The sequence below is a fragment of the Blastococcus carthaginiensis genome, from assembly GCF_030731085.1.
In the GTDB taxonomy this organism is placed as follows: domain Bacteria; phylum Actinomycetota; class Actinomycetes; order Mycobacteriales; family Geodermatophilaceae; genus Blastococcus; species Blastococcus carthaginiensis.
Genome location: NZ_JASNFN010000003.1, coordinates 88953 through 107016, shown reverse-complemented (window position 1 = coordinate 107016; position 18064 = coordinate 88953). Strand labels below are relative to the sequence as shown.

Annotated in this window: 18 protein-coding genes; 13 read left to right on the top strand and 5 right to left on the bottom strand. The window is 75.4% G+C overall.

Annotated elements, in window-relative coordinates; translation table 11 throughout:
• Window positions 1-28: 28 nt before the first annotated feature.
• Both QOZ88_RS05040 and QOZ88_RS05035 read right to left on the bottom strand, forming a co-directional pair.
• Window positions 29-430, bottom strand: coding sequence for a cupin domain-containing protein (locus QOZ88_RS05040; protein ID WP_305998700.1), 402 nt, complete (start codon window positions 428-430; stop codon window positions 29-31).
• Between the two features lie 124 nt (window positions 431-554).
• On the bottom strand, window positions 555-680 hold the full coding sequence (locus QOZ88_RS05035; RefSeq protein WP_305998699.1) for a hypothetical protein: 126 nt from the start codon (window positions 678-680) through the stop codon (window positions 555-557).
• 44 nt (window positions 681-724) lie between these two features.
• Between QOZ88_RS05035 and QOZ88_RS05030 the strand changes: the two genes are divergently transcribed.
• From QOZ88_RS05030 to QOZ88_RS05010, 5 genes are all read left to right on the top strand, one after another.
• Window positions 725-2056 (top strand): MFS transporter, encoded by a 1332-nt coding sequence (locus tag QOZ88_RS05030; protein WP_305998698.1) that lies wholly within the window; start codon window positions 725-727, stop codon window positions 2054-2056.
• A gap of 75 nt (window positions 2057-2131) precedes the next feature.
• Window positions 2132-3685 carry a gluconokinase gene (locus tag QOZ88_RS05025; protein ID WP_305998697.1) on the top strand — a complete coding sequence of 518 codons (1554 nt, stop codon included), beginning with the start codon at window positions 2132-2134 and terminating at the stop codon, window positions 3683-3685.
• A 15-nt stretch (window positions 3686-3700) separates the two neighbouring features.
• The gene (locus QOZ88_RS05020; protein WP_305998696.1) at window positions 3701-5161 is read left to right on the top strand and encodes a GntP family permease; all 1461 of its coding nucleotides are present in this window, start codon (window positions 3701-3703) and stop codon (window positions 5159-5161) included.
• Window positions 5162-5218: 57 nt separating this feature from the next.
• The gene (locus QOZ88_RS05015) at window positions 5219-6793 is read left to right on the top strand and encodes an FMN-binding glutamate synthase family protein (protein ID WP_305998695.1); all 1575 of its coding nucleotides are present in this window, start codon (window positions 5219-5221) and stop codon (window positions 6791-6793) included.
• A 139-nt stretch (window positions 6794-6932) separates the two neighbouring features.
• On the top strand, window positions 6933-7109 hold the full coding sequence (locus QOZ88_RS05010; RefSeq protein ID WP_305998694.1) for a hypothetical protein: 177 nt from the start codon (window positions 6933-6935) through the stop codon (window positions 7107-7109).
• A 132-nt stretch (window positions 7110-7241) separates the two neighbouring features.
• Here QOZ88_RS05010 and QOZ88_RS05005 read toward each other — a convergent pair whose 3' ends face one another.
• Both QOZ88_RS05005 and QOZ88_RS05000 read right to left on the bottom strand, forming a co-directional pair.
• The gene (locus QOZ88_RS05005) at window positions 7242-7862 is read right to left on the bottom strand and encodes an FMN reductase (RefSeq protein ID WP_305998693.1); all 621 of its coding nucleotides are present in this window, start codon (window positions 7860-7862) and stop codon (window positions 7242-7244) included.
• Entirely contained in the window at window positions 7859-9001 is a 1143-nt protein-coding gene (locus QOZ88_RS05000; protein ID WP_305998692.1) for an LLM class flavin-dependent oxidoreductase, read from the bottom strand. The genes QOZ88_RS05005 and QOZ88_RS05000 overlap by 4 nt, the downstream gene beginning before the upstream one ends.
• 253 nt (window positions 9002-9254) lie before the next feature.
• On the opposite strand from QOZ88_RS05000, the gene QOZ88_RS04995 reads away from it, so the two are divergent.
• The 3 genes from QOZ88_RS04995 (at window position 9255) to QOZ88_RS04985 (ending at window position 11780) form a co-directional block, all read left to right on the top strand.
• Window positions 9255-10175, top strand: coding sequence for a DivIVA domain-containing protein (locus QOZ88_RS04995; protein ID WP_305998691.1), 921 nt, complete (start codon window positions 9255-9257; stop codon window positions 10173-10175).
• 94 nt (window positions 10176-10269) lie between these two features.
• Window positions 10270-10779: a universal stress protein gene (locus QOZ88_RS04990; RefSeq protein WP_305998690.1), complete on the top strand. Its 510-nt coding sequence runs from the start codon at window positions 10270-10272 to the stop codon at window positions 10777-10779.
• An 80-nt stretch (window positions 10780-10859) separates the two neighbouring features.
• A complete protein-coding gene (locus QOZ88_RS04985; protein WP_305998689.1) occupies window positions 10860-11780 on the top strand; it encodes an SMP-30/gluconolactonase/LRE family protein in 921 nt (306 codons plus the stop codon).
• A gap of 27 nt (window positions 11781-11807) precedes the next feature.
• On the opposite strand, the gene QOZ88_RS04980 is transcribed toward QOZ88_RS04985, so the two are convergent.
• Window positions 11808-12461 (bottom strand): TetR/AcrR family transcriptional regulator, encoded by a 654-nt coding sequence (locus QOZ88_RS04980; RefSeq protein ID WP_305998688.1) that lies wholly within the window; start codon window positions 12459-12461, stop codon window positions 11808-11810.
• Between the two features lie 122 nt (window positions 12462-12583).
• Here QOZ88_RS04980 and QOZ88_RS04975 point away from each other — a divergent pair, with 122 nt between their 5' ends.
• The 5 genes from QOZ88_RS04975 to QOZ88_RS04955 all read left to right on the top strand — a co-directional run bounded on the left by QOZ88_RS04975 (window position 12584) and on the right by QOZ88_RS04955 (window position 17989).
• Window positions 12584-14065, top strand: a complete 1482-nt coding sequence (locus tag QOZ88_RS04975) for a flavin-containing monooxygenase (protein ID WP_305998687.1) — start codon at window positions 12584-12586, stop codon at window positions 14063-14065.
• A complete protein-coding gene (locus QOZ88_RS04970; RefSeq protein WP_305998702.1) occupies window positions 14065-14904 on the top strand; it encodes an SDR family NAD(P)-dependent oxidoreductase in 840 nt (279 codons plus the stop codon). The genes QOZ88_RS04975 and QOZ88_RS04970 overlap by 1 nt, the downstream gene beginning before the upstream one ends.
• A gap of 40 nt (window positions 14905-14944) precedes the next feature.
• A complete protein-coding gene (locus QOZ88_RS04965) occupies window positions 14945-16048 on the top strand; it encodes a GNAT family N-acetyltransferase (protein WP_305998686.1) in 1104 nt (367 codons plus the stop codon).
• Window positions 16049-16056: 8 nt separating this feature from the next.
• Window positions 16057-16713: a class I SAM-dependent methyltransferase gene (locus QOZ88_RS04960; RefSeq protein WP_305998685.1), complete on the top strand. Its 657-nt coding sequence runs from the start codon at window positions 16057-16059 to the stop codon at window positions 16711-16713.
• A 439-nt stretch (window positions 16714-17152) separates the two neighbouring features.
• Entirely contained in the window at window positions 17153-17989 is an 837-nt protein-coding gene (locus tag QOZ88_RS04955; RefSeq protein WP_305998684.1) for an aggregation-promoting factor C-terminal-like domain-containing protein, read from the top strand.
• Window positions 17990-18064 lie beyond the last annotated feature (75 nt).

Sequence of the window (18064 nt, the reverse complement as noted above, 5' to 3'; positions counted from 1 at the left end):
CGGCCACGGCCGGTGGTCCTGCGTCCGGTCAGGACGTCGGCGGCTCGTCCTTGCCCGACTCCTCGGCCTCGTCGGCCTCCTCCTTGGTCTTGTGCACCGCGCCGTCGGCGTGCTCAGGCGGGCCGTAGACCGTGTACAGCACCAGCGGGTTCTCCCCGGTGTTGAGGAAGTTGTGCTTCGTGCCGGCGGGGACCACGACCAGGTCGCCCTGCGCCACGTTCTTCTCGCTGCCGGAGACGACGGCCTTCCCGATGCCGCTGACGAAGGTGAGGATCTGGTCGATGTCCTCGTGCGTCTCCTCGCCGATCTCACCACCCGGCGGGATGGTCATGATGACCAGCTGGGTGTTCTTCCCGGTCCAGAGGACCCGGCGGAAGTCCGGGCTCTTCTCGGCCTCGGTCGCGATCGTGTAGTGGATGACGGACGCCATGGACGGCGCTCCTCTCGTCTCGGGGACGGACGGCTGCGGCCGGCCGGGAGTGGGTCGCCGGCCGGCGACGGCCTGCTCCTGCCCTGACCGGCACGGGAGTAGTCGTCCCGGGCAGCGGTGTCGATCACGCCCGGGCCGGTGCCACCCGGCCGGCGGTCATCGCGGGCGCGGCCCGGGCACGCCGCAGCCGCAGCGGGCCGACCCCGACCGGCAGCAGGCGGTGCCCACGGCCGGGGGTGAGCGAACTCACCGGCCGCCCGGGAAGGTGGCGGACGGCCGTGGTGTCCTCCTCAGGTGACCTCCGTCGACCGCGCCCGCCCGTCGGGCCGCGCCTACGCGATGTGGGCCGTGGGTCTGCTGGCGTACGCGGTCGCCGTCTTCCACCGCTCGTCGCTCGGCGTGGCCGCCGTCGAGGCGCAGGAACGCTTCTCGGCCGGCGCCTCCGCGGTGTCGCTGTTCCTCGTGCTGCAGCTGGCCGTCTACGCCGGCCTCCAGGTGCCGGTCGGCGTCGCGCTCGACCGCTTCGGATCCCGCCGGATGATCCTCGCCGGCGCGGTGACCATGGCGGCCGGGCAGCTGGTGCTGGCGCTCGCGGGTGACGTGCCCACCGCGGTCGCCGCACGCGTGCTCGTCGGCGCGGGCGACGCGATGACGTTCATCAGCGTGCTCCGGGTCGTCTCCTTCTGGTTCCCCGGGTCGGCCGCGCCGCTGATCACCCAGCTCACCGGGATCCTCGGGCAGGTCGGTTCGATCGTCGCGGCCTACCCGCTGGTCACCCTGCTGCACACCACCTCCTGGACGGCGACCTTCCTGGGGGCGGCGGCCACCGGTGCCCTCGTCGCGCTGCTGGTGCTCCTCGCGTTGCGGGACGCGCCCGACGGCACCGCCCGCCCGGCCGTGCCGGACCTGGCCCAGCTGCGCCGGGGGCTCGCCGACACCTGGGCCGAGCCCGGCACCCGCATCGGCCTCTACACCCACCTGGTCACCCAGTTCTCGGGCACGGTGTTCGCGCTGCTGTGGGGCTACCCCTTCCTGGTGGTCGGCCAGGGCCTCTCGCCGGGCATCGCGGCGGCCCTGCTCACGCTGCTGGTGCTGGTCGGCATGGGTGTGGGCCCGGCGCTGGGTCGGCTCTGCGCCCGGTGGCCGCTGCGCCGCTCGGTCCTGGTCTTCGGCATCCTCGCGGCGACGGCGAGCGCCTGGACCCTCGTGCTCCTGTGGCCCGGCCGTGCCCCGCTGCCGCTGCTCGTGCTGCTGGTCGTCGTCCTGGGCACCAACGGGCCCGGGTCGATGATCGGCTTCGACTACGCCCGCACCGAGAACCCGGTGGAGCGGCAGGGCAGCGCGAGCGGCGTGGTCAACGTCGGCGGCTTCGTGGCCTCGCTGCTGACCATCCTGGCCGTCGGGGCGGTGCTGGACCTGCTCACCCCGGGCGCCTCGACCGCCTACGACCTGGACGCCTTCCGGGCCGCGTTCTCCGTCCAGTACCTGTTCTGGGCGATCGGGCTGGCCGGTGTGGTGCGGCACCGCAAGCAGCTCCGAGCCCGGCTCGCCCGGGACGGCGTGGTGCTGCAGCCCCTGCACGCCGCGGTCCGGCAGCGGCTGCGCGGGGGCCCTTCGGCCGGCTGACCGGAACGGCCTGTTGCCGCTCCGCTCGTGCACGGGCACGATGCGGCCAGCGGACGAGCCGGTGAGGGGGTGCCCGTGGACGTCGTGGTCGGGCTGGACTCGGGCACCACGGCGACGAAGGCGGTCACCGCGGGCACCGACGGCCGCGTCCGCGACGTCGCCAGCGTGGCCTACCCGCTGCTCGTCCCCGCCCCCGGTCGCGCCGAGCTCGACGCCGGGCGGCTGACCGCGGCCGCCGTCGAGGCGCTGGGGGAGGTCGCCGCCCTGGCCCGCGACCGCGGTGACACCGTCGTCGCCGTCTCGCTCAGCGCGGCGATGCACGGCCTGGTGCCCATGGACGACGAGGGCAGCCCGCTGGGCCCGGTGGTGACCTGGGCCGACGACCGCGCCGCGCAGTGGGCCCAGGCGCTGGTGGCCGACGGTCGCGCCGCCGACCTGCACGCCCGCACCGGCACCCCGGTGCACGCCATGTCGCCGCTGGTGAAGCTCTCGTGGGAACGCGCGGAGGACGCCACGCGGGTGGCCGGCGTGCCCCGCTGGGGCGGGGTCAAGGAGCTGGTGGTGGCCGCCCTCTGCGGCGGCCGGCACGTGCTCGACCGGTCCTGCGCGTCGGCCACCGGCCTCTACGACATCCGCGGCGGGCGCTGGGACGAGGAGGCGATGAGCATCGCCGGCGTGCGCCCCGGCCAGCTGGGGGAGGTGCTGCCGACGACGGCGGTGCTGCCCGGCCTGCGGTCGGAGGTGGCCGCCGCGACCGGTCTGCCGCCCGGCCTGCCCGTGGTGGTCGGCGCCTCCGACGGGGTGCTGGCCAACCTCGGCGTCGGCGCGGTCAGCTCGGACGTCGCGGCCGTGTCGCTGGGCACCAGCGGGGCGATGCGCGTCGTCGTCCCCCGTCCGACGGTGGATGCGGGCCGCCGGCTCTTCTGCTACGCGCTCACCGACGACGCCTGGGTCGTCGGCGGCGCCATCAACAACGGCGGGTCGGTGGTGCGCTGGGCCGCGCAGGCGCTGGCCGCCGGTCCCGGGGATGCGGACGGCCCGGTGGGGGAGGCCGCCGACGACCTCGACGCCCGGCTGCTCGAGGAGGCCGCGGCGGTGCCGGTCGGCAGCTCCGGGCTGCTGTGCCTGCCCTACCTGCTCGGCGAGCGGGCGCCGTGGTGGCGCTCGGGGATGCGCGGCGCCTACCTCGGGCTGCGCCGCGAGCACCGCCGCCCGCACCTGGTGCGCGCCGCCGTCGAGGGCGTCTGCCAGCAGCTGGCGCTGGTGCGCGACGCCTTCGCCGCGACCGACGTGCCGGTGCGCGAGGTGCGCGCCACCGGCGGCGCGGTCGCCTCACCCCTGTGGATCCGCACGCTGGCCGCGGCCCTGGACCTGCCGGTGCGGGTGGCCGACTCCCCCGAGGGCACCGGCCTCGGCGCCTGCCTGCTCGGCTGGCACGCCCTCGGCGCGCTGCCCGACCTCACGGCCGCCACCGCGCTGGTCGCCGTCCACGAGCCGGTGCTGCCCGACCCGGACGCGGTCGCGGTGTACCGGCAGCTGCGCCCCCTCGTCGACCGGTCCACCACGGCCCTGGCCGACGTCCTGACCACGCTCGACGCCCTGGACGACGTGCCGCCCACACCCACCTGACCCTGCGGAGGACCCATGACCGACGTCGAACCGGCACTCAGCGCCGGCCCGCTGCTGCTGATCGCCGCGGCCGCGGTCGCGGTCCTGCTCTTCCTGATCATGAAGGTGAAGCTGCACGCCTTCCTGGCGCTCGTCCTGGTCAGCTTCGCGGTGGCGCTCGCCGCACGGGTGCCGCTCGAGGACGTGGTGACCACCATGACCACGGGCTTCGGGTCCACGCTGGCCAGCGTCGCGCTGCTGGTGGGCATCGGGGCGATGCTCGGGCGGTTGTTCGAGCACAGCGGCGGCGCGAAGGTGCTGGCCGACAGCCTGATCCAGCGCTTCGGTGAACAGCGGGCGCCGCTGGCCCTGGGCGTCGCGGCGCTGCTGTTCGGCTTCCCGATCTTCTTCGACGCCGGCCTGGTCGTCTTCCTGCCCATCGTGTTCAGCGTGGCCCGCCGGCTGGGCAGTTCGTTGCTCACCTACGGGCTCCCGGTGGCCGGCGCCTTCGCCGTCATGCACGCGTTCGTGCCGCCGCACCCCGGGCCGGTCGCCGCGGCCGAGCTGGTGGGCGCCGACATCGGCCTGGTCCTGGTGTTCGGCCTGCTGATCGGCGTCCCGACGTGGTTCCTCGGCAGCTACCTGTTCGGGCTCTGGGCCGGGAAGAAGTTCGTGCTCCCCGTCCCCGACATCCTGTCCACCGGGGCGGGCACCGCCGACAACGCGCCCGACCCCTCGGTCGAGGGCAGCTCCCCGGGCATCGCCTCCACCGGTCCCGACCGGGTGGCGACGGCGACCCGGCCGGCGCCCCCGAGCTTCGGCACGGTGGTCTCGCTGCTGCTCCTGCCGATGGTGCTGATCTTCCTCAACACCGGGCTGACCACGCTGGCCACCAACGGCACCGTGGACGAGGAGTCGCTGGTGGTCCGCTGGGGGCAGCTGATCGGGGCCACCCCGATCGCGCTGCTGATCACGGTGCTCGTGGCGATGTGGGTGCTGGGGCGCCGCCGGGGCGACAGCGGCGCCGAGGTGGAGTCGGTGCTCAACAGCGCCCTGGGCCCGGTCTGCGCGATCATCCTGATCACCGGCGCCGGCGGCATGTTCGGCGGCGTGCTGCGGGCCAGCGGCATCGGTGCGGCGCTGGCCGACGTCCTGGGTGACATCGGCCTGCCGGTGATCGTGGCGGCCTTCGTCATCTCCGCCCTGATCCGCGTGGCCCAGGGCTCGGCCACGGTGGCCCTGACGACGGCGGCCGGCCTGATCGCCCCCGTGGTGGAGGCCAGCGAGGGCCTCAGCACGGTGGACCTCGCGCTGGTCGTCATCGCCATCGCCGGCGGCGCCACGGTGCTCTCGCACGTCAACGACTCGGGCTTCTGGCTGGTGAGCCGGTTCTTCCAGATGGACGAGAAGACGACGCTGAAGACCTGGACGGTGATGGAGACGCTGCTGGGCACGATCGGCTTCCTCCTGGCCCTGGTGCTCAGCCTCTTCCTCTGACGGCGGCCGGCGGGGGGCACCTCCTGCGCGGGGGTCCCGGGCGCGCCATAGTGGGGCATGCCGCTCCTCCCACGTGCCGCGGCCGCCGGCCTCGGCGCGCTCGCCGCCGTCGCCGTCCGTGACCTGCTGCAGCGGGAGCACACGCTGCTGCGCAACTACCCGCTGGTGGGGCACGCCCGCTACCTGCTGGAGTCGATCGGGCCGGAGCTGCGCCAGTACCTGGTCGCCGGCAACAACGAGGAGCGCCCGTTCACCCGCGACCAGCGGCGCTGGGTCTACGCCTCGAGCAAGCGGGCCAACAACTACTTCTCCTTCGGCACCGACAACGACCTGGAGTTCACCGCCGGTTACCCGGTGATCAACCACCGCACCTTCGGGCCGGCCGTGCCGGCGACCGACGTGCACGCGGGGCAGGACGTCGACCTGCCCTGCGCCAAGGTGCTCGGGGCCGCCCGCGGCCGGGCCGCCCCCTTCCGGCCGTCGTCGGTGGTGAACATCAGCGCGATGAGCTTCGGCTCCCTGTCGGCGCAGGCGGTGGAGGCGCTCAACCGGGGAGCGGCGCTGGCCGGCTGCCTGCACAACACGGGGGAGGGGGGCGTCTCCCGCCACCACCGCCACGGCGGCGACCTGGTCTTCCAGATCGGCACCGCCTACTTCGGCTGCCGCGACGAGCACGGCCGCTTCGACCTGGACCGGCTGAAGGACCTCGTCGCCGGGGCGCCGGTGCGGGCGCTGGAGATCAAGCTCAGCCAGGGCGCGAAACCGGGCCTCGGCGGCGTGCTCCCCGCGGCCAAGGTGTCGGCGGAGATCGCGGCGGCGCGCGGGGTGCCCGAGGGCGTGGACTGCATCAGCCCCTCGCGGCACGCCGAGTTCTCCGACGCCGACAGCCTGCTGGACTGGGTGGAGCTGCTGGCCGCGGAGACCGGGCTGCCGGTCGGCATCAAGTCCGCCGTCGGGGACATGGCGTTCTGGGAGGAGCTGACCGACCTGATGGCGGCCGGCGACCGCGGGGTCGACTTCGTGACCGTCGACGGCGGGGAGGGCGGCACCGGCGCCGCACCGCTGATCTTCACCGACTCGGTGTCGCTGCCGTTCCAGCTCGGCTTCGCCCGGGTCTACGCGACGTTCGCGCGCAAGGGGCTGGCCGAGGACGTGGTGTTCGTCGGTGCCGGCAAGCTCGGGCTGCCCGACAACGCGGTGGTGGCCTTCGCGCTGGGCTGCGACATGGTGAACGTGGGCCGGGAGGCGATGCTCGCGATCGGCTGCATCCAGGCGCAGAAGTGCCACACCGACACCTGCCCGACCGGGGTGGCGACCCAGAACGCGTGGCTGACCCGCGGCCTGGACCCGGAGCTGAAGTCGGTGCGCGCGGCCAACTACATCAGCACCCTGCGCCGCGACCTGGTGAAGGTGTCCGAGGCGTGCGGCGTCGCGCACCCCGGCCTCATCGACACCGGGTCGGTGGAGGTGCTCACCGGGCGCACCACGTCCTCGCCGCTGCGCGAGGTGTACGACTACGAGCCGGAGTGGGGCCTGCCCTCGCCCGCGGACCGCGCGGCGATCACCGCGCTCATGACGGGGGAGGCCCCCGAGGGCGGCAGCGCGCCGCCGTCGCCGGACGCCGTCGGCTGATTCGCCGGACCCCTCGGGGCCGTATTACGGATCCATGAACGTCGGTGCGGGGCGGGGATGGGGCGAAGGGGTCGCGGACACAGGTCCCGTGGCACCACCCCGTTGCCGGTTGCGGCCGGCCGACCTGGAGGAGAACCCCATGAGCCGTACCTCTCTGCCCAACCGTCGCTGGCGCTCGGCCGCCGCCGGGGTGGCCATCGCGGCCGCCTCGTTCACCATGACCGCCTGTGGTGGTGAGGAGCCGCTCGACGAGGGCGGCATCGTGGAGGAGGAAGGCGGCGGCGAGGAGGGCGTCCTCGAGGAGGAACAGGACTGACCCGCCGCGGGGGGGGGGGGGGGGGGGGGGGCGGGCGGGCCCCCGCCCCCCCCCCGCCGCCCGGCGCGGGTGCCGAATCTGGTCTCCCGCGGGCGGGGGGGGGGGGGGGGGGCCCCCCCCCCGGCCGGCAGCTCAGCTCCCGCGGAGCAGGTCCTCGAAGGAGGTCGCGGGGTCGGCGAACGGATCGGCCGGGGCGGCCGGGGGGCGGCCGGCCACCAGGTCGGCGAGCTCGCCGGCCGCGCGGCGCACCCGGCCGGTCAGCCCCGGCGTCGCGGTGTCCCCACCCGCCCAGTCCTCCGGGGCGGCGAAGACGGCCGTGGGGACCACCATCGCCCGCAGGTGGGCGAACAGCGGCCGCATGGCGTGCTCCAGCGCCAGCGAGTGCCGGGCGGTGCCGGCGGTGGCGCCCAGGAGCACCGGCTTCCCGGTCAGCGCGTCTTTCTCCAGGACGTCGACGAAGGTCTTGAACAGCCCGCTGTAGGACGCCGAGAAGATCGGCGTGACGGCGATCAGCCCGTCGGCGCCGACGACGGTGTCCACCGCGCCGCGCAGCGCCTGGTTGGCGAACCCGGTGGTCAGGTTGTCGGCGAGGTCGCGGGCGTGCTGCCGCAGCTCGACGACCTCGACGGTGACCGCGACGCCGCGCTCGGGCAGCGCCTCGACCGTCGCCGTCGTGAGCCGGTCGGCCAGCAGCCGGGTGGACGACGGCGTCGACAGCCCGGCGCTGACCACTGCGAGGGTGCGGGTGCTCATCGGACCTCGTCCCGCACCCGGCCGGTCACGTCGTCGGCCGGGGCGTGCACCGTGCGGTCCGCAGCGCCGCCGGCGGCGGCGACCCGCGAGGCGTGGGTCGGCGCGTCGGGGACGTGCGCGGGCTTCAGCGCGGCGAACTCGCGGCGGAGCACCGGGACGACCTCCTCGCCCAGGAGGTCCAGCTGCTCGAGGACGGTCTTCAGCGGCAGCCCGGCGTGGTCGATGAGGAACAGCTGCCGCTGGTAGTCACCGACGTAGTCGCGGAAGCCCAGCGTCCGCTCGATCACCTGCTGCGGGCTGCCCACGGTCAGCGGGGTCTCCCGGCTGAAGTCCTCCAGCGAGGGGCCGTGGCCGTAGACGGGCGCGTTGTCGAAGTACGGCCGGAACTCGGCGACGGCGTCCTGGCTGTTCTTCCGCATGAACACCTGCCCGCCGAGCCCGACGATCGCCTGGTCGGCGGCGCCGTGGCCGTAGTGCTCGTACCGGCGGCGGTAGAACTCGACCATCCGCCGGGTGTGCTCGGCCGGCCAGAAGATGTGGTTGTGGAAGAAGCCGTCGCCGTAGTACGCGGCCTGCTCGGCGATCTGCGGGGAGCGGATCGAGCCGTGCCACACGAACGGCGGGACGCCGTCGAGCGGGCGAGGCGTGGAGGTGAAGCCCTGCAGGGGCGTGCGGAACCGGCCGGACCAGTCGACGACGTCCTCGGTCCAGAGCCGGCGCAGCAGCGCGTAGTTCTCCACCGCCAGCTCGATGCCGTTGCGGATGTCCTGCCCGAACCACGGGTAGACGGGGCCGGTGTTGCCGCGACCCATCATCAGGTCGACCCGGCCCTCGGCCAGGTGCTGCAGCATCGCGTAGTCCTCGGCGATCTTCACCGGGTCGTTGGTGGTGATCAACGTCGTCGACGTCGACAGCTGCAGGGTCCGCGTCCGCGCCGCGATCCAGGCCAGCGTCGTCGTGGGGGAGGAGGAGAAGAACGGCGGGTTGTGGTGCTCGCCCAGGGCGAAGACGTCGAGCCCCACCTCCTCGGCCTTCTGCGCGATCGCCAGCACCGCCTTCAGCCGCTCGGCCTCGGTGGGGGTGCGGCCGGTCGTGGGGTCGGTGGTGATGTCGCTGACGGTGAAGACGCCGAACTGCATCTCGAGCTCCAAATCTGGTTGAGAGTGCAATCATCTCTGCCGGGTCAACACCCGTCCCCGACCGGCTATGCCCGCTCGCCCCGACGGGGGGTGCGGAGGCGCGGTAGAAGCGATCCGTAACCGGTCCGGTACACCCCGCCGTGGCACCACCGGGCCCACCGCGACACGGGTCACGGAGCCGTCACGGTGAGCCGCGCGCCCGGTGGCTCTCTGGCAGATTCCGCTCCACCTACTTCCCAGGGGGGCCATCCGGATGCTCCGGCGTGTCGAATTCGTCGCCAACCGTGCCCAGGACGAGGAGGTGCCGCCGGACGGGGCCGCCGCCCCGCCCGCGTGGGCGACCGGCGGCCTGGGGGTGCTGCTGGACCACGGGCCGTCGTTCCGCGGATCGGTGCGCGGCTACGACCGGGTGCAGGTCGACAACTACGTCGCCTGGGCCGAGAACGAGCTCGCCGCCGCACAGCGCGAGCGCGAGCACCTGCTCGACCGCGTCGTCGCCTGCGGGACCGAGCTGGAGATCTCCCGCCGGCTCCTCGCCGAGCAGCCGGTCGGCCGGGAGCGCCCGGCGGTCAGCGCCCGCGTGGGGGAGGTGCTGCGCCTGGCCGAGGACCAGGCCGCGCAGGTGCTGGACGCCGCGGAGGCCGAGGCCGCGCAGCTGCGCGCCGACGCGCGCCTGGAGGCCGATGCCCGGCTGCGCAAGGCGCACGAGATCAAGGAGCTGGCGATCGACGTCGCCGACCAGCTGCGGGTCAACGCGCAGCGGGACCGGGCCGAGGGCGCCGCCGCCCTGGAGCAGGCGCAGGTCGAGGCCGCGGAGCTGCTGCGCATCGCGTCGGCCGAGCGGGACCGGCTGGCCGAGGAGGGCGCCGGCGAGCGGGACCGGCTGGCCGCCGAGGCCGCCGCGGAGCGGGACCGGCTGGCCGCGGAGGCCGCCGCCGAGCGCGAGGCCGCGGCGGAGCAGGCGCGCCGGGACCGCGCCGCCGCCGACGACGCCGCTGGCGCCCACCTGGCCACCGTCCGCGCCGAGGTCGAGGACCTGTGCCGCCAGCGCGACCAGGCCCGGGAGTCGCTGCGGTGCCTGACCGACCGGATCGGTGCGGCGCTGCAGGCCGTCGGCGTCCCGCCGGCCGAGGAGCTGGCTCTGCTGGGCGGACGCGCCGAGCCCGTCGGCTGACGGCGCGCCGCGCCGGGGACGTGCACGGCCGCGGGTGGTGAGAGGCTGGCCGGGCCGGTGATCGCGCCGGCGCACAGCGACGAGGAGGTCAGCGGTGGACGAGGTCCGTGAGGTCGTTCAGGTCGAGGGCGGCGTCGTGGTCGGGCACGACGGCTCGAAGTGCGCGCAGGAGGCGCTGCGCTGGGCCGGGCGGCTCGCCCGCCGCGCCGACGTGGAGCTGCACGTCGTCCGCGCCTGGTCGATGACGAGCGCTCCGCAGCCCGCGACCTGGGAGCCGGGCTACGTGCCGCCGCTGGCCGACTGGGAGCAGGCCGTGCGAGACGAGCTCGCCGCCCACGTGGTGGCGGCCGGCCTCGACCCCGCCTGCCGGGTCACCACCCACGTCGTCCACCGCGCCCCAGTGCCCGGCCTGCTCGCCGCCGCCGAGGGAGCGAGCCTGCTCGTCGTCGGCGCGCGCGGCCGGGGCGGCTTCGCCGGTCTGCTGCTGGGGTCGGTGAGCGACCAGCTGGTGCACCACGCCGCCTGCCCGGTCACCGTGGTCCGCACGGGCGCACAGGGGCGCGACTTCACCACCGACGAGGCCGGCGCCGTCGTCGGGGAGTGACCCCCGGGACCGGGACCGCGGTCGGGCAGACTGCCGCTGACCCGCGGGGCGACCGCGGGCGGCGAGCGGAAGGGGACGGCGTGCGCGACTTCGCGGGGACGACGGTGGTGCCGGTCGGCGAGGGGCCCGAGGACGTCCTCGTCGACGGCACGGGGCGGGTGCTCACCGGCCTGGCCGACGGGCGGATCGTGCGGGTGGCCGGCCCGGAGGGACCGGTCGAGACGGTTGCCAGGGTGCCCGGCCGCCCCCTGGGGCTGGAGCTCCTGGGCGCCGACGATCTGCTCGTTTGCGCCTCCGACGCCGGGCTGCTCGCCGTCTCGCTCGCCGACGGGGCCGTGCGGACGCTCGCCGACCAGGTGGCCGGGCGCCCGCTGCGGGCGGTCAACAACGCTGCCGTCGGCGCCGACGGGACGATCTGGTTCACCGACTCCTCGCAGCGCTACCTGATCCCGCGGTGGCGGGCGGACCTGGTGCGGCGGACCGCCAGCGGGCGGCTGCTCCGGCGGGCGCCCGACGGAACGGTGACCGAGCTGCTCGGCGGCCTGGAGTTCGCCAACGGTGTCGCCCTGGCCGCCGACGAGTCGTGGGTGGCGGTCGCGGAGACCGGCGCGGCCCGGCTGCGCCGGGTGTGGCTGACCGGCGCGCGGGCCGGCACGAGCGAGGTGTTCGTCGACGACCTCCCCGGACACCCCGACAACATCGCGCTCGGCTCGGACGGTCTGGTGTGGATCACCCTGCCGAGCCCCCGGGTCGCGGCGCTGGCCGCCATCCACCGGCTGCCCGCCCCGCTGCGCGCGCTGCTCAGCATGCTCCCGCCCCGCCTGCAGCCCAGCCCCGGCCGGACGCTCGGCGTCCTCGCGGTCGACGCGAACGGGGCGACGGTGCACCGCATCAGCGGCGAGATCCCCGGCTTCGAGATGCTCACCGGCGTGCGCGAGGCCGGCGGCACGCTGTGGTTCGGCAGCCTCACCGGCAGCACGGTGGCGACCCTCCGGCTCTGACGCCGCGCCTGCAGCGGCGCCTGCGGCTCAGCCCGGCGCGGCGGTGCCGTAGACGGCGGAGAGCCAGATGCCGAGCAGGACGCCGACGACGTCCTGCTCGGCGACGGCCGGGCCGTCCCCGCTGAAGGTCGCGTAGAGCACGCGCTCGTTCATCGACGTGAGGGCGACCGCGAGGTCGCGGGCGGCCGGGCCGGGCGGGGCGGCGCCGCGCGAGCGCTCGGCGTCGATGGCCGCGGCCGACCGCTGCACCCAGCGCTCGACGACCGCGGACCAGAGCGCCCGGACCTCGTCGTTGGTGGAGCGGGCCTGCGCCCAGGCGACCGTGAGCGCCCGGTGTGCGCGGAAGGTCTCGTAGTAGGCGCCGATCGCCCGCGCCCAGCCGTCCCGTGCCCCGGACGCCGGGGTGTCGAAGACCTGGCGCATCGCCGTGTCGGCCTCGGCCACCACCCGGTCGAGCAGGGCGAGCAGGACGGCGTCCTTCGAGGAGAAGTAGAAGTAGAACGTGGGCCGGGAGATGCCGGCGCCGCGCGCGAGGTCGTCCACCGAGATGGCGGCCAGCGGCCGTTCGGCCAGCAGTCGTTCGGCGGTGGCGAGGATGGCCAGCTCGCGGTCGTCGCCGGAGGGCCGGGCCGCCCGCCGGCCGCGACCGGCGACGGACGGGTCGCTCGCGGCAGTCGGCACGGGGGCAGGATAGCCACCGGACGACGGTTGTCGACACCGTGTTGACGCACTCGACGGACCGTCGATACCGTCGGGGCCAGCCCGCGGCAGCCCGGCCGGCGGTGCGGACCGGGGAGTGCGACGTGACCACCGACCACCTGGACGTCCTGATCGTCGGCGCCGGCTTGTCCGGCATCGGCGCCGCCTGCCACCTGGAGCTCGAGCGCCCGGGCACCAGCTACGCCGTGCTGGAGTCCCGGGCTGCGCTCGGTGGCACCTGGGACCTCTTCCGCTACCCGGGCATCCGCTCGGACTCGGACATGTTCACCCTCGGCTTCTCCTTCCGGCCCTGGCAGGAGCCCGAGTCGATCGCCGACGGCCCGGCGATCCGCCGCTACCTCGAGGAGACCGCGCGCGATCACGGCGTCACGGAGAAGATCCGCTACCACCACCGGGTCGTGCAGGCGGAGTGGTCGGGCGCCGACGCCCGCTGGACGGTCACCGCCGAGCGGACCGACACCGGTGAGACGGTGACCCTCACCTGCTCCTGGCTGCAGGTCTGCTCCGGCTACTACCGCTACGACCAGGGCTTCCGGCCCGAGTTCCCCGGGGAGGAGCGCTTCCGCGGGCAGCTGGTCCACCCGCAGCACTGGCCCGAGGACCTCGACGTGACCGGCAAGCGGGTCGTCGTCGTCGGCAGCGGGGCCACCGCGGTCACGCTGGTGCCGAACCTGGCCGAGCAGGCCGCGCACGTGACCATGCTGCAGCGCACGCCCAGCTACGTGATGTCGCTGCCCGGCCGCGACCCGCTGGCGCAGCAGCTCCGCGCCCGGCTGCCCGAGAAGGCGGCCTACTCGGTCGTGCGGTGGAAGAACGTGCTCACCAGCACCGCGCTCTACCAGCTCAGCCGCAGGCGCCCGGCCCTGGTGCGCTCGCTGCTGCGGCGGATGACGCAGAAGCAGCTGCCGGGCATCGACGTCGACACGCACTTCAACCCGCCCTACGACCCGTGGGACCAGCGGCTGTGCCTCATCCCCGACGGCGACCTGTTCCGCGCCCTGCGCCGGGGCACGGCGTCGGTCGTCACCGACCGGATCGCCACCTTCACCGAGGACGGCATCGAGCTGGCCTCGGGGGAGCGGCTGGCGGCCGACGTCGTCGTCACCGCGACCGGGCTGAACCTGCTGCCCGTGGGCGGGATGCGCATCGTCGTCGACGGAGAGCCCGTCGAGCTGCCGGAGCGGGTCTCCTACAAGGGCATGATGCTCTCCGGCGTGCCCAACTTCGCCATGGTCATCGGCTACACCAACGCCTCGTGGACGCTCAAGGCCGACCTGGTCAACCGCTACGTCTGCCGTCTGCTGGACCACCTGGACGCACACGGCTACGCGTCGGCGACGCCGGTCGCCCCGCCCGAGGGCGGCGGCGCACCCTTCCTGGACCTCGCGGCCGGCTACGTGCAGCGCGGCCTCGCGGGCCTGCCGCAGCAAGGGCGTCGCGCGCCCTGGCGGCTGCACCAGAACTACCTGCGCGACGTCGCGGTGATGCGCCGCGGGCCCCTGGAGGACGAGGGCATGACCTTCCAGCCGCGCGTGCCGGCCGCCGCCGACCGGGTCGTGGCGTGATGCGCCCCTACGCGTTCGCCGGCGGGACGGCGGTCGTCACCGGCGCGGCGAGCGGGATCGGGGAGGCGCTGGCGGAGCAGCTGGCCGGCCGCGGCAGCCACCTGGTGCTCCTGGACCGGGACGCCGACCGGCTGGCGGCGGTGGCCGGCCGGATCGCGGCCGGGCACCCCGCCCTGCGCGTCGCCACCCACGTGGTCGACCTCGCCGACGACGAGGCGACCGCCCGGATGGCCGCGATGCTGGTCGCCGAGCACCCGGAGACCACGCTGCTGGTCAACAACGCCGGCGTGGCCCTGGGCGGGCGCTTCGACCAGGTGGGCCTGGAGGACGTCGAGTGGCTGCTGTCGGTCAACCTGCGCGCCGTCGTCCGCCTCACCCACACCCTGCTGCCGGTGCTGAAGGCGCACCCCGGCGCCCACGTGGTCAACGTGTCCAGCGTCTTCGGCATCTTCGCCCCCGCCGGGCAGGTCGCCTACGCGACGAGCAAGTTCGCCGTCCGGGGGTTCAGCGAGGCGCTCCGCCACGAACTGGCCGACGACGGCATCGGCGTCACCGTGGTCCACCCCGGGGGGATCCGCACCCGGATCGCCGAGAGCGCCCGCACCGGCGCCGGGGTGTCGGTGGAGGAGTACGAGGAGGGCCGCAAGCAGTTCAGCAAGCTGCTGCGCATCCCGCCGGAGGTCGCCGCCGCGCAGATCGTCGCGGCGGTCGAGCGCCGTCGCCCGCGGCTGCTCATCGGCTGGACCGCGAAGGTGCCCGACGTGCTCGTCCGCCTGCTGCCCGGCACCTACTGGCGGCTGATCGCCCGGCGGGCGGCGCCGGCGCGACCGGAGGGCTGAGGCCGGAAAAGCGGTTGCCGCGCCCGGTAGAACGGGAGCTGTGACCGACCCCTCCTGCCGGGTCGTCGAGCTCGCACCCGACGACGACCTGTTCCCCTCCTGGTGCGAGGTGTGGGCCGCCGCGGGCCGCGACGCCCGGCCGGCGACCCCGCCCCGCCCGGCGCAGGAGCACGTCGCGCTGGGCCGCGAGCTCATGGCGCAGGGCGGGTCGCGGGACGGCACCCACCGGGCGGCCCTCGTGGACGGCGCGGTCGCCGGCGCGCTGCGGCTGCTCCTCCCGCTCCGGGACAACCCGTCGCTGGCGATGGTCGACCTCGCGGTGCACCCGGCCGCCCGGCGCCGGGGGCTGGGCAGCGCCCTGCTGGCCGAGGCCCGTGCGATCGCCGCCACGCACGGCCGCTCGCTGCTGGTGAGCGAGGTGGACGAACCGGGCCCCGGGGCACCGGGGCGGGCCTTCGCCGAGCGGCACGGCTGGAGCTGCGACCTGGTGGAGACCCGCCGGGAGCTGGCGCTGCCGGTCGACGAGCACCGGCTGGCGGCGCTGGAGGCCGGGGCCGCCGCGGCGGGCGCCGGCTACGAGATCGTCACCTGGCGGGACCGCACCCCGGACCCGCTGCTGGCCGACCGCGCGCTGCTGGAGCGGCGCATGACCACCGACGCCCCGTACGGCGACCTGCCGGTGGGGGAGGAGGAGTGGGACGGCGACCGGATCCGGGAGTACGAGCAGACCCACCTCGCCCGGGGGCGCACGGTGCTCAGCGCGGGAGCGGTGACCGGTGGCCGCCTGGTCGGGTTCACCGACCTGCAGATCCCGCTGGCGCAGCCGGAGTTCGTCCACCAGGGCGGCACGCTGGTGCTGCGTGCGCACCGCGGCCACCGGCTCGGCGCCCGGATGAAGGCCGCCGTGCTGCGCGAGCTGGCCGCCGGGTTCCCCGAGGTGCGCCGCATCAGCACCTACAACTCCGACGGCAACACCCCCATGGTGGCGGTCAACGAGGAGCTCGGCTTCCGCCCCGCGGGCGCGCTCTCCTCCTGGTCGGCCCGCCTCCGGGACCCCCTGGCCGTCGGCCGCCTCGGGATGGTGGAAGTCGCCGGCGTCCTCCACAGCCGGGCGGCCCGGGCGTCCGGAGCCGGGTGCGGTTGACTGCCGGGGTGGACCGTCCCATCCCTGCGGAGTTCGTCCGCGCCCACACCCGGCCGGTGCGCCCGGAGCTGGTGCCCGAGGTGGAGCTGCTCGTCGCCGGCGACGTCGTCGCCCTGTGGGAGGCGATGGAAACCGAGCACGGGCGCACCTCCACCGACCCGCCGTTCTGGGCCGCGGCCTGGCCGGGCGGGCAGGCGCTGGCGCGGCACGTGCTCGACCACCCGGAGCTGGTGGCCGGGCGCACGGTCCTCGACCTGGGCGCCGGCAGCGGGCTGGTCGCCGTCGCGGCCGTCCTCGCCGGGGCGGGCGCGGTGCTGGCCAGCGACGTCGACCCGTTCGCGCTGACCGCGATCGCCGTCAACGCGGCCCGGAACGGGACCCCGGGCATCACCCCCGTCGGCGACGTGCTCGGTGCGGAACCGCCGGACGTCGGCGTCGTCCTGGCCGGGGACGTCTGCTACGACCGGGAGATGACCGACCGGGTGCTGCCCTTCCTGACGGCGGCCCGGGCGCGCGGTGCCGAGGTGATCATCGGCGATCCGGGGCGGGTGTACCTGCCCGAGGACCGGCTGGAGCCGCTGGCGGCCTACGACGTCCCCGACACCGAGCCGTCGCCGACCGGGCCCGTGCCGGTGCGCCGGACCACCGTCTGGCGGCTGCCGTGACGCCCGGGTCACGGACCGATGGCAGTCGGGGGATTGTCACGACTGCATAACGGTGGTTACCGTGGCTGCGCCCGGCCGGTCGTCCGCTCCCCACCGGGGAGGTCCGCCGGGCGCCGCCGAGTCGCCTTCCGGGGCGAGCCGGGGACCCACCGCAGCACTGGGGTGAATCGCGCGCCGGGCACGTCCCGTCGCGGGTAGCAGCGCTTCTCCCCCCGTCAGCTGGCCCGGTAGGCGGCACGACGGAAGAAACGGAGAGCCGCCGCATGGCGAGCCTGCGGGCCCACCTTGCACGGAACCGCAGCCGGTACGGAGCCTCGCGCGCGCCTTCCCCGCGCTGAGCGCCCGGGCGACCGCCCGACCACCGCTGCCACTCGACCACCCCCGCCGCAGCGCCGGCCACCGGCCCGCTGTGCCCTGCCCCCTGGAGCAGTTCCTCCCCATGAACCTTCCCGACACCTCGATCACCCGCGCCCTGCGCCCCACGGGCGAGCGCACCGCCCGGACGATCCGTCGTCCCGCGCTGCTCCTGGCGGTCGCCGCCGCGGGCGGGCTGCTCGTCAACGTCGTCGTCGTCGTCGACGAGCCGGCCGCGCAGGCCGAGCCGGAGCTGGCGTCGGTCAGCGTGGCCGAGCAGCTCGGGATCCCCACCGAGGCTCCCGCCGCCGACGCCGTCGAGTCCGCCGTGCAGAGCCTCGCCCCGCTGGCCGCCAGCCGCAGCGAGCGCGCCGCCGAGCAGACCGCCGCCGCCGAGGCGCGGGCCGCGGCCGAGCAGGCCGAGCTCGACCGCCGCGCCGCCGAGGAGGCCGCGCGCAAGGCCGCCGAGGAGGAGGCCGCCCGCAAGGCCGCGGAGGAGGAGGCCGCCCGCAGGGCCGCCGAGCAGGAGGCCGCCCGGGCCGAGGCCGCTCGCCAGCAGGCGGCCAGCGCCCCCGCGCCGGCCGCGCCGGCCCCCGCCCGCTCCGCGCCCGCACCGGCCGCCGCGCCCGCCCCGGCCGGCTCCTTCAAGGACTACGCGATGGGCAAGGTGGGCTCGGGTAGCGAGTTCTCCTGCCTGGAGAGCCTGTGGGGCAAGGAGAGCGGGTGGAACCCCGACGCGCAGAACCCGCGCAGCACCGCCTACGGCATCGCGCAGTTCCTCGACTCCACCTGGGCCGGGACCGGCATCGCCAAGACCTCCGACGGCTACCGGCAGATCGACGCGGGCCTGATCTACATCAACAACCGCTACGGCTCGCCGTGCGGCGCGTGGGCGCACTCCCAGTCCAAGGGCTGGTACTGAGCGGACCCCGCTGAGGCATAGGAAGCTCTACCTGCGTCCCACGGGGTCATCACGCAGGTAGAGCTTCCTATGCCT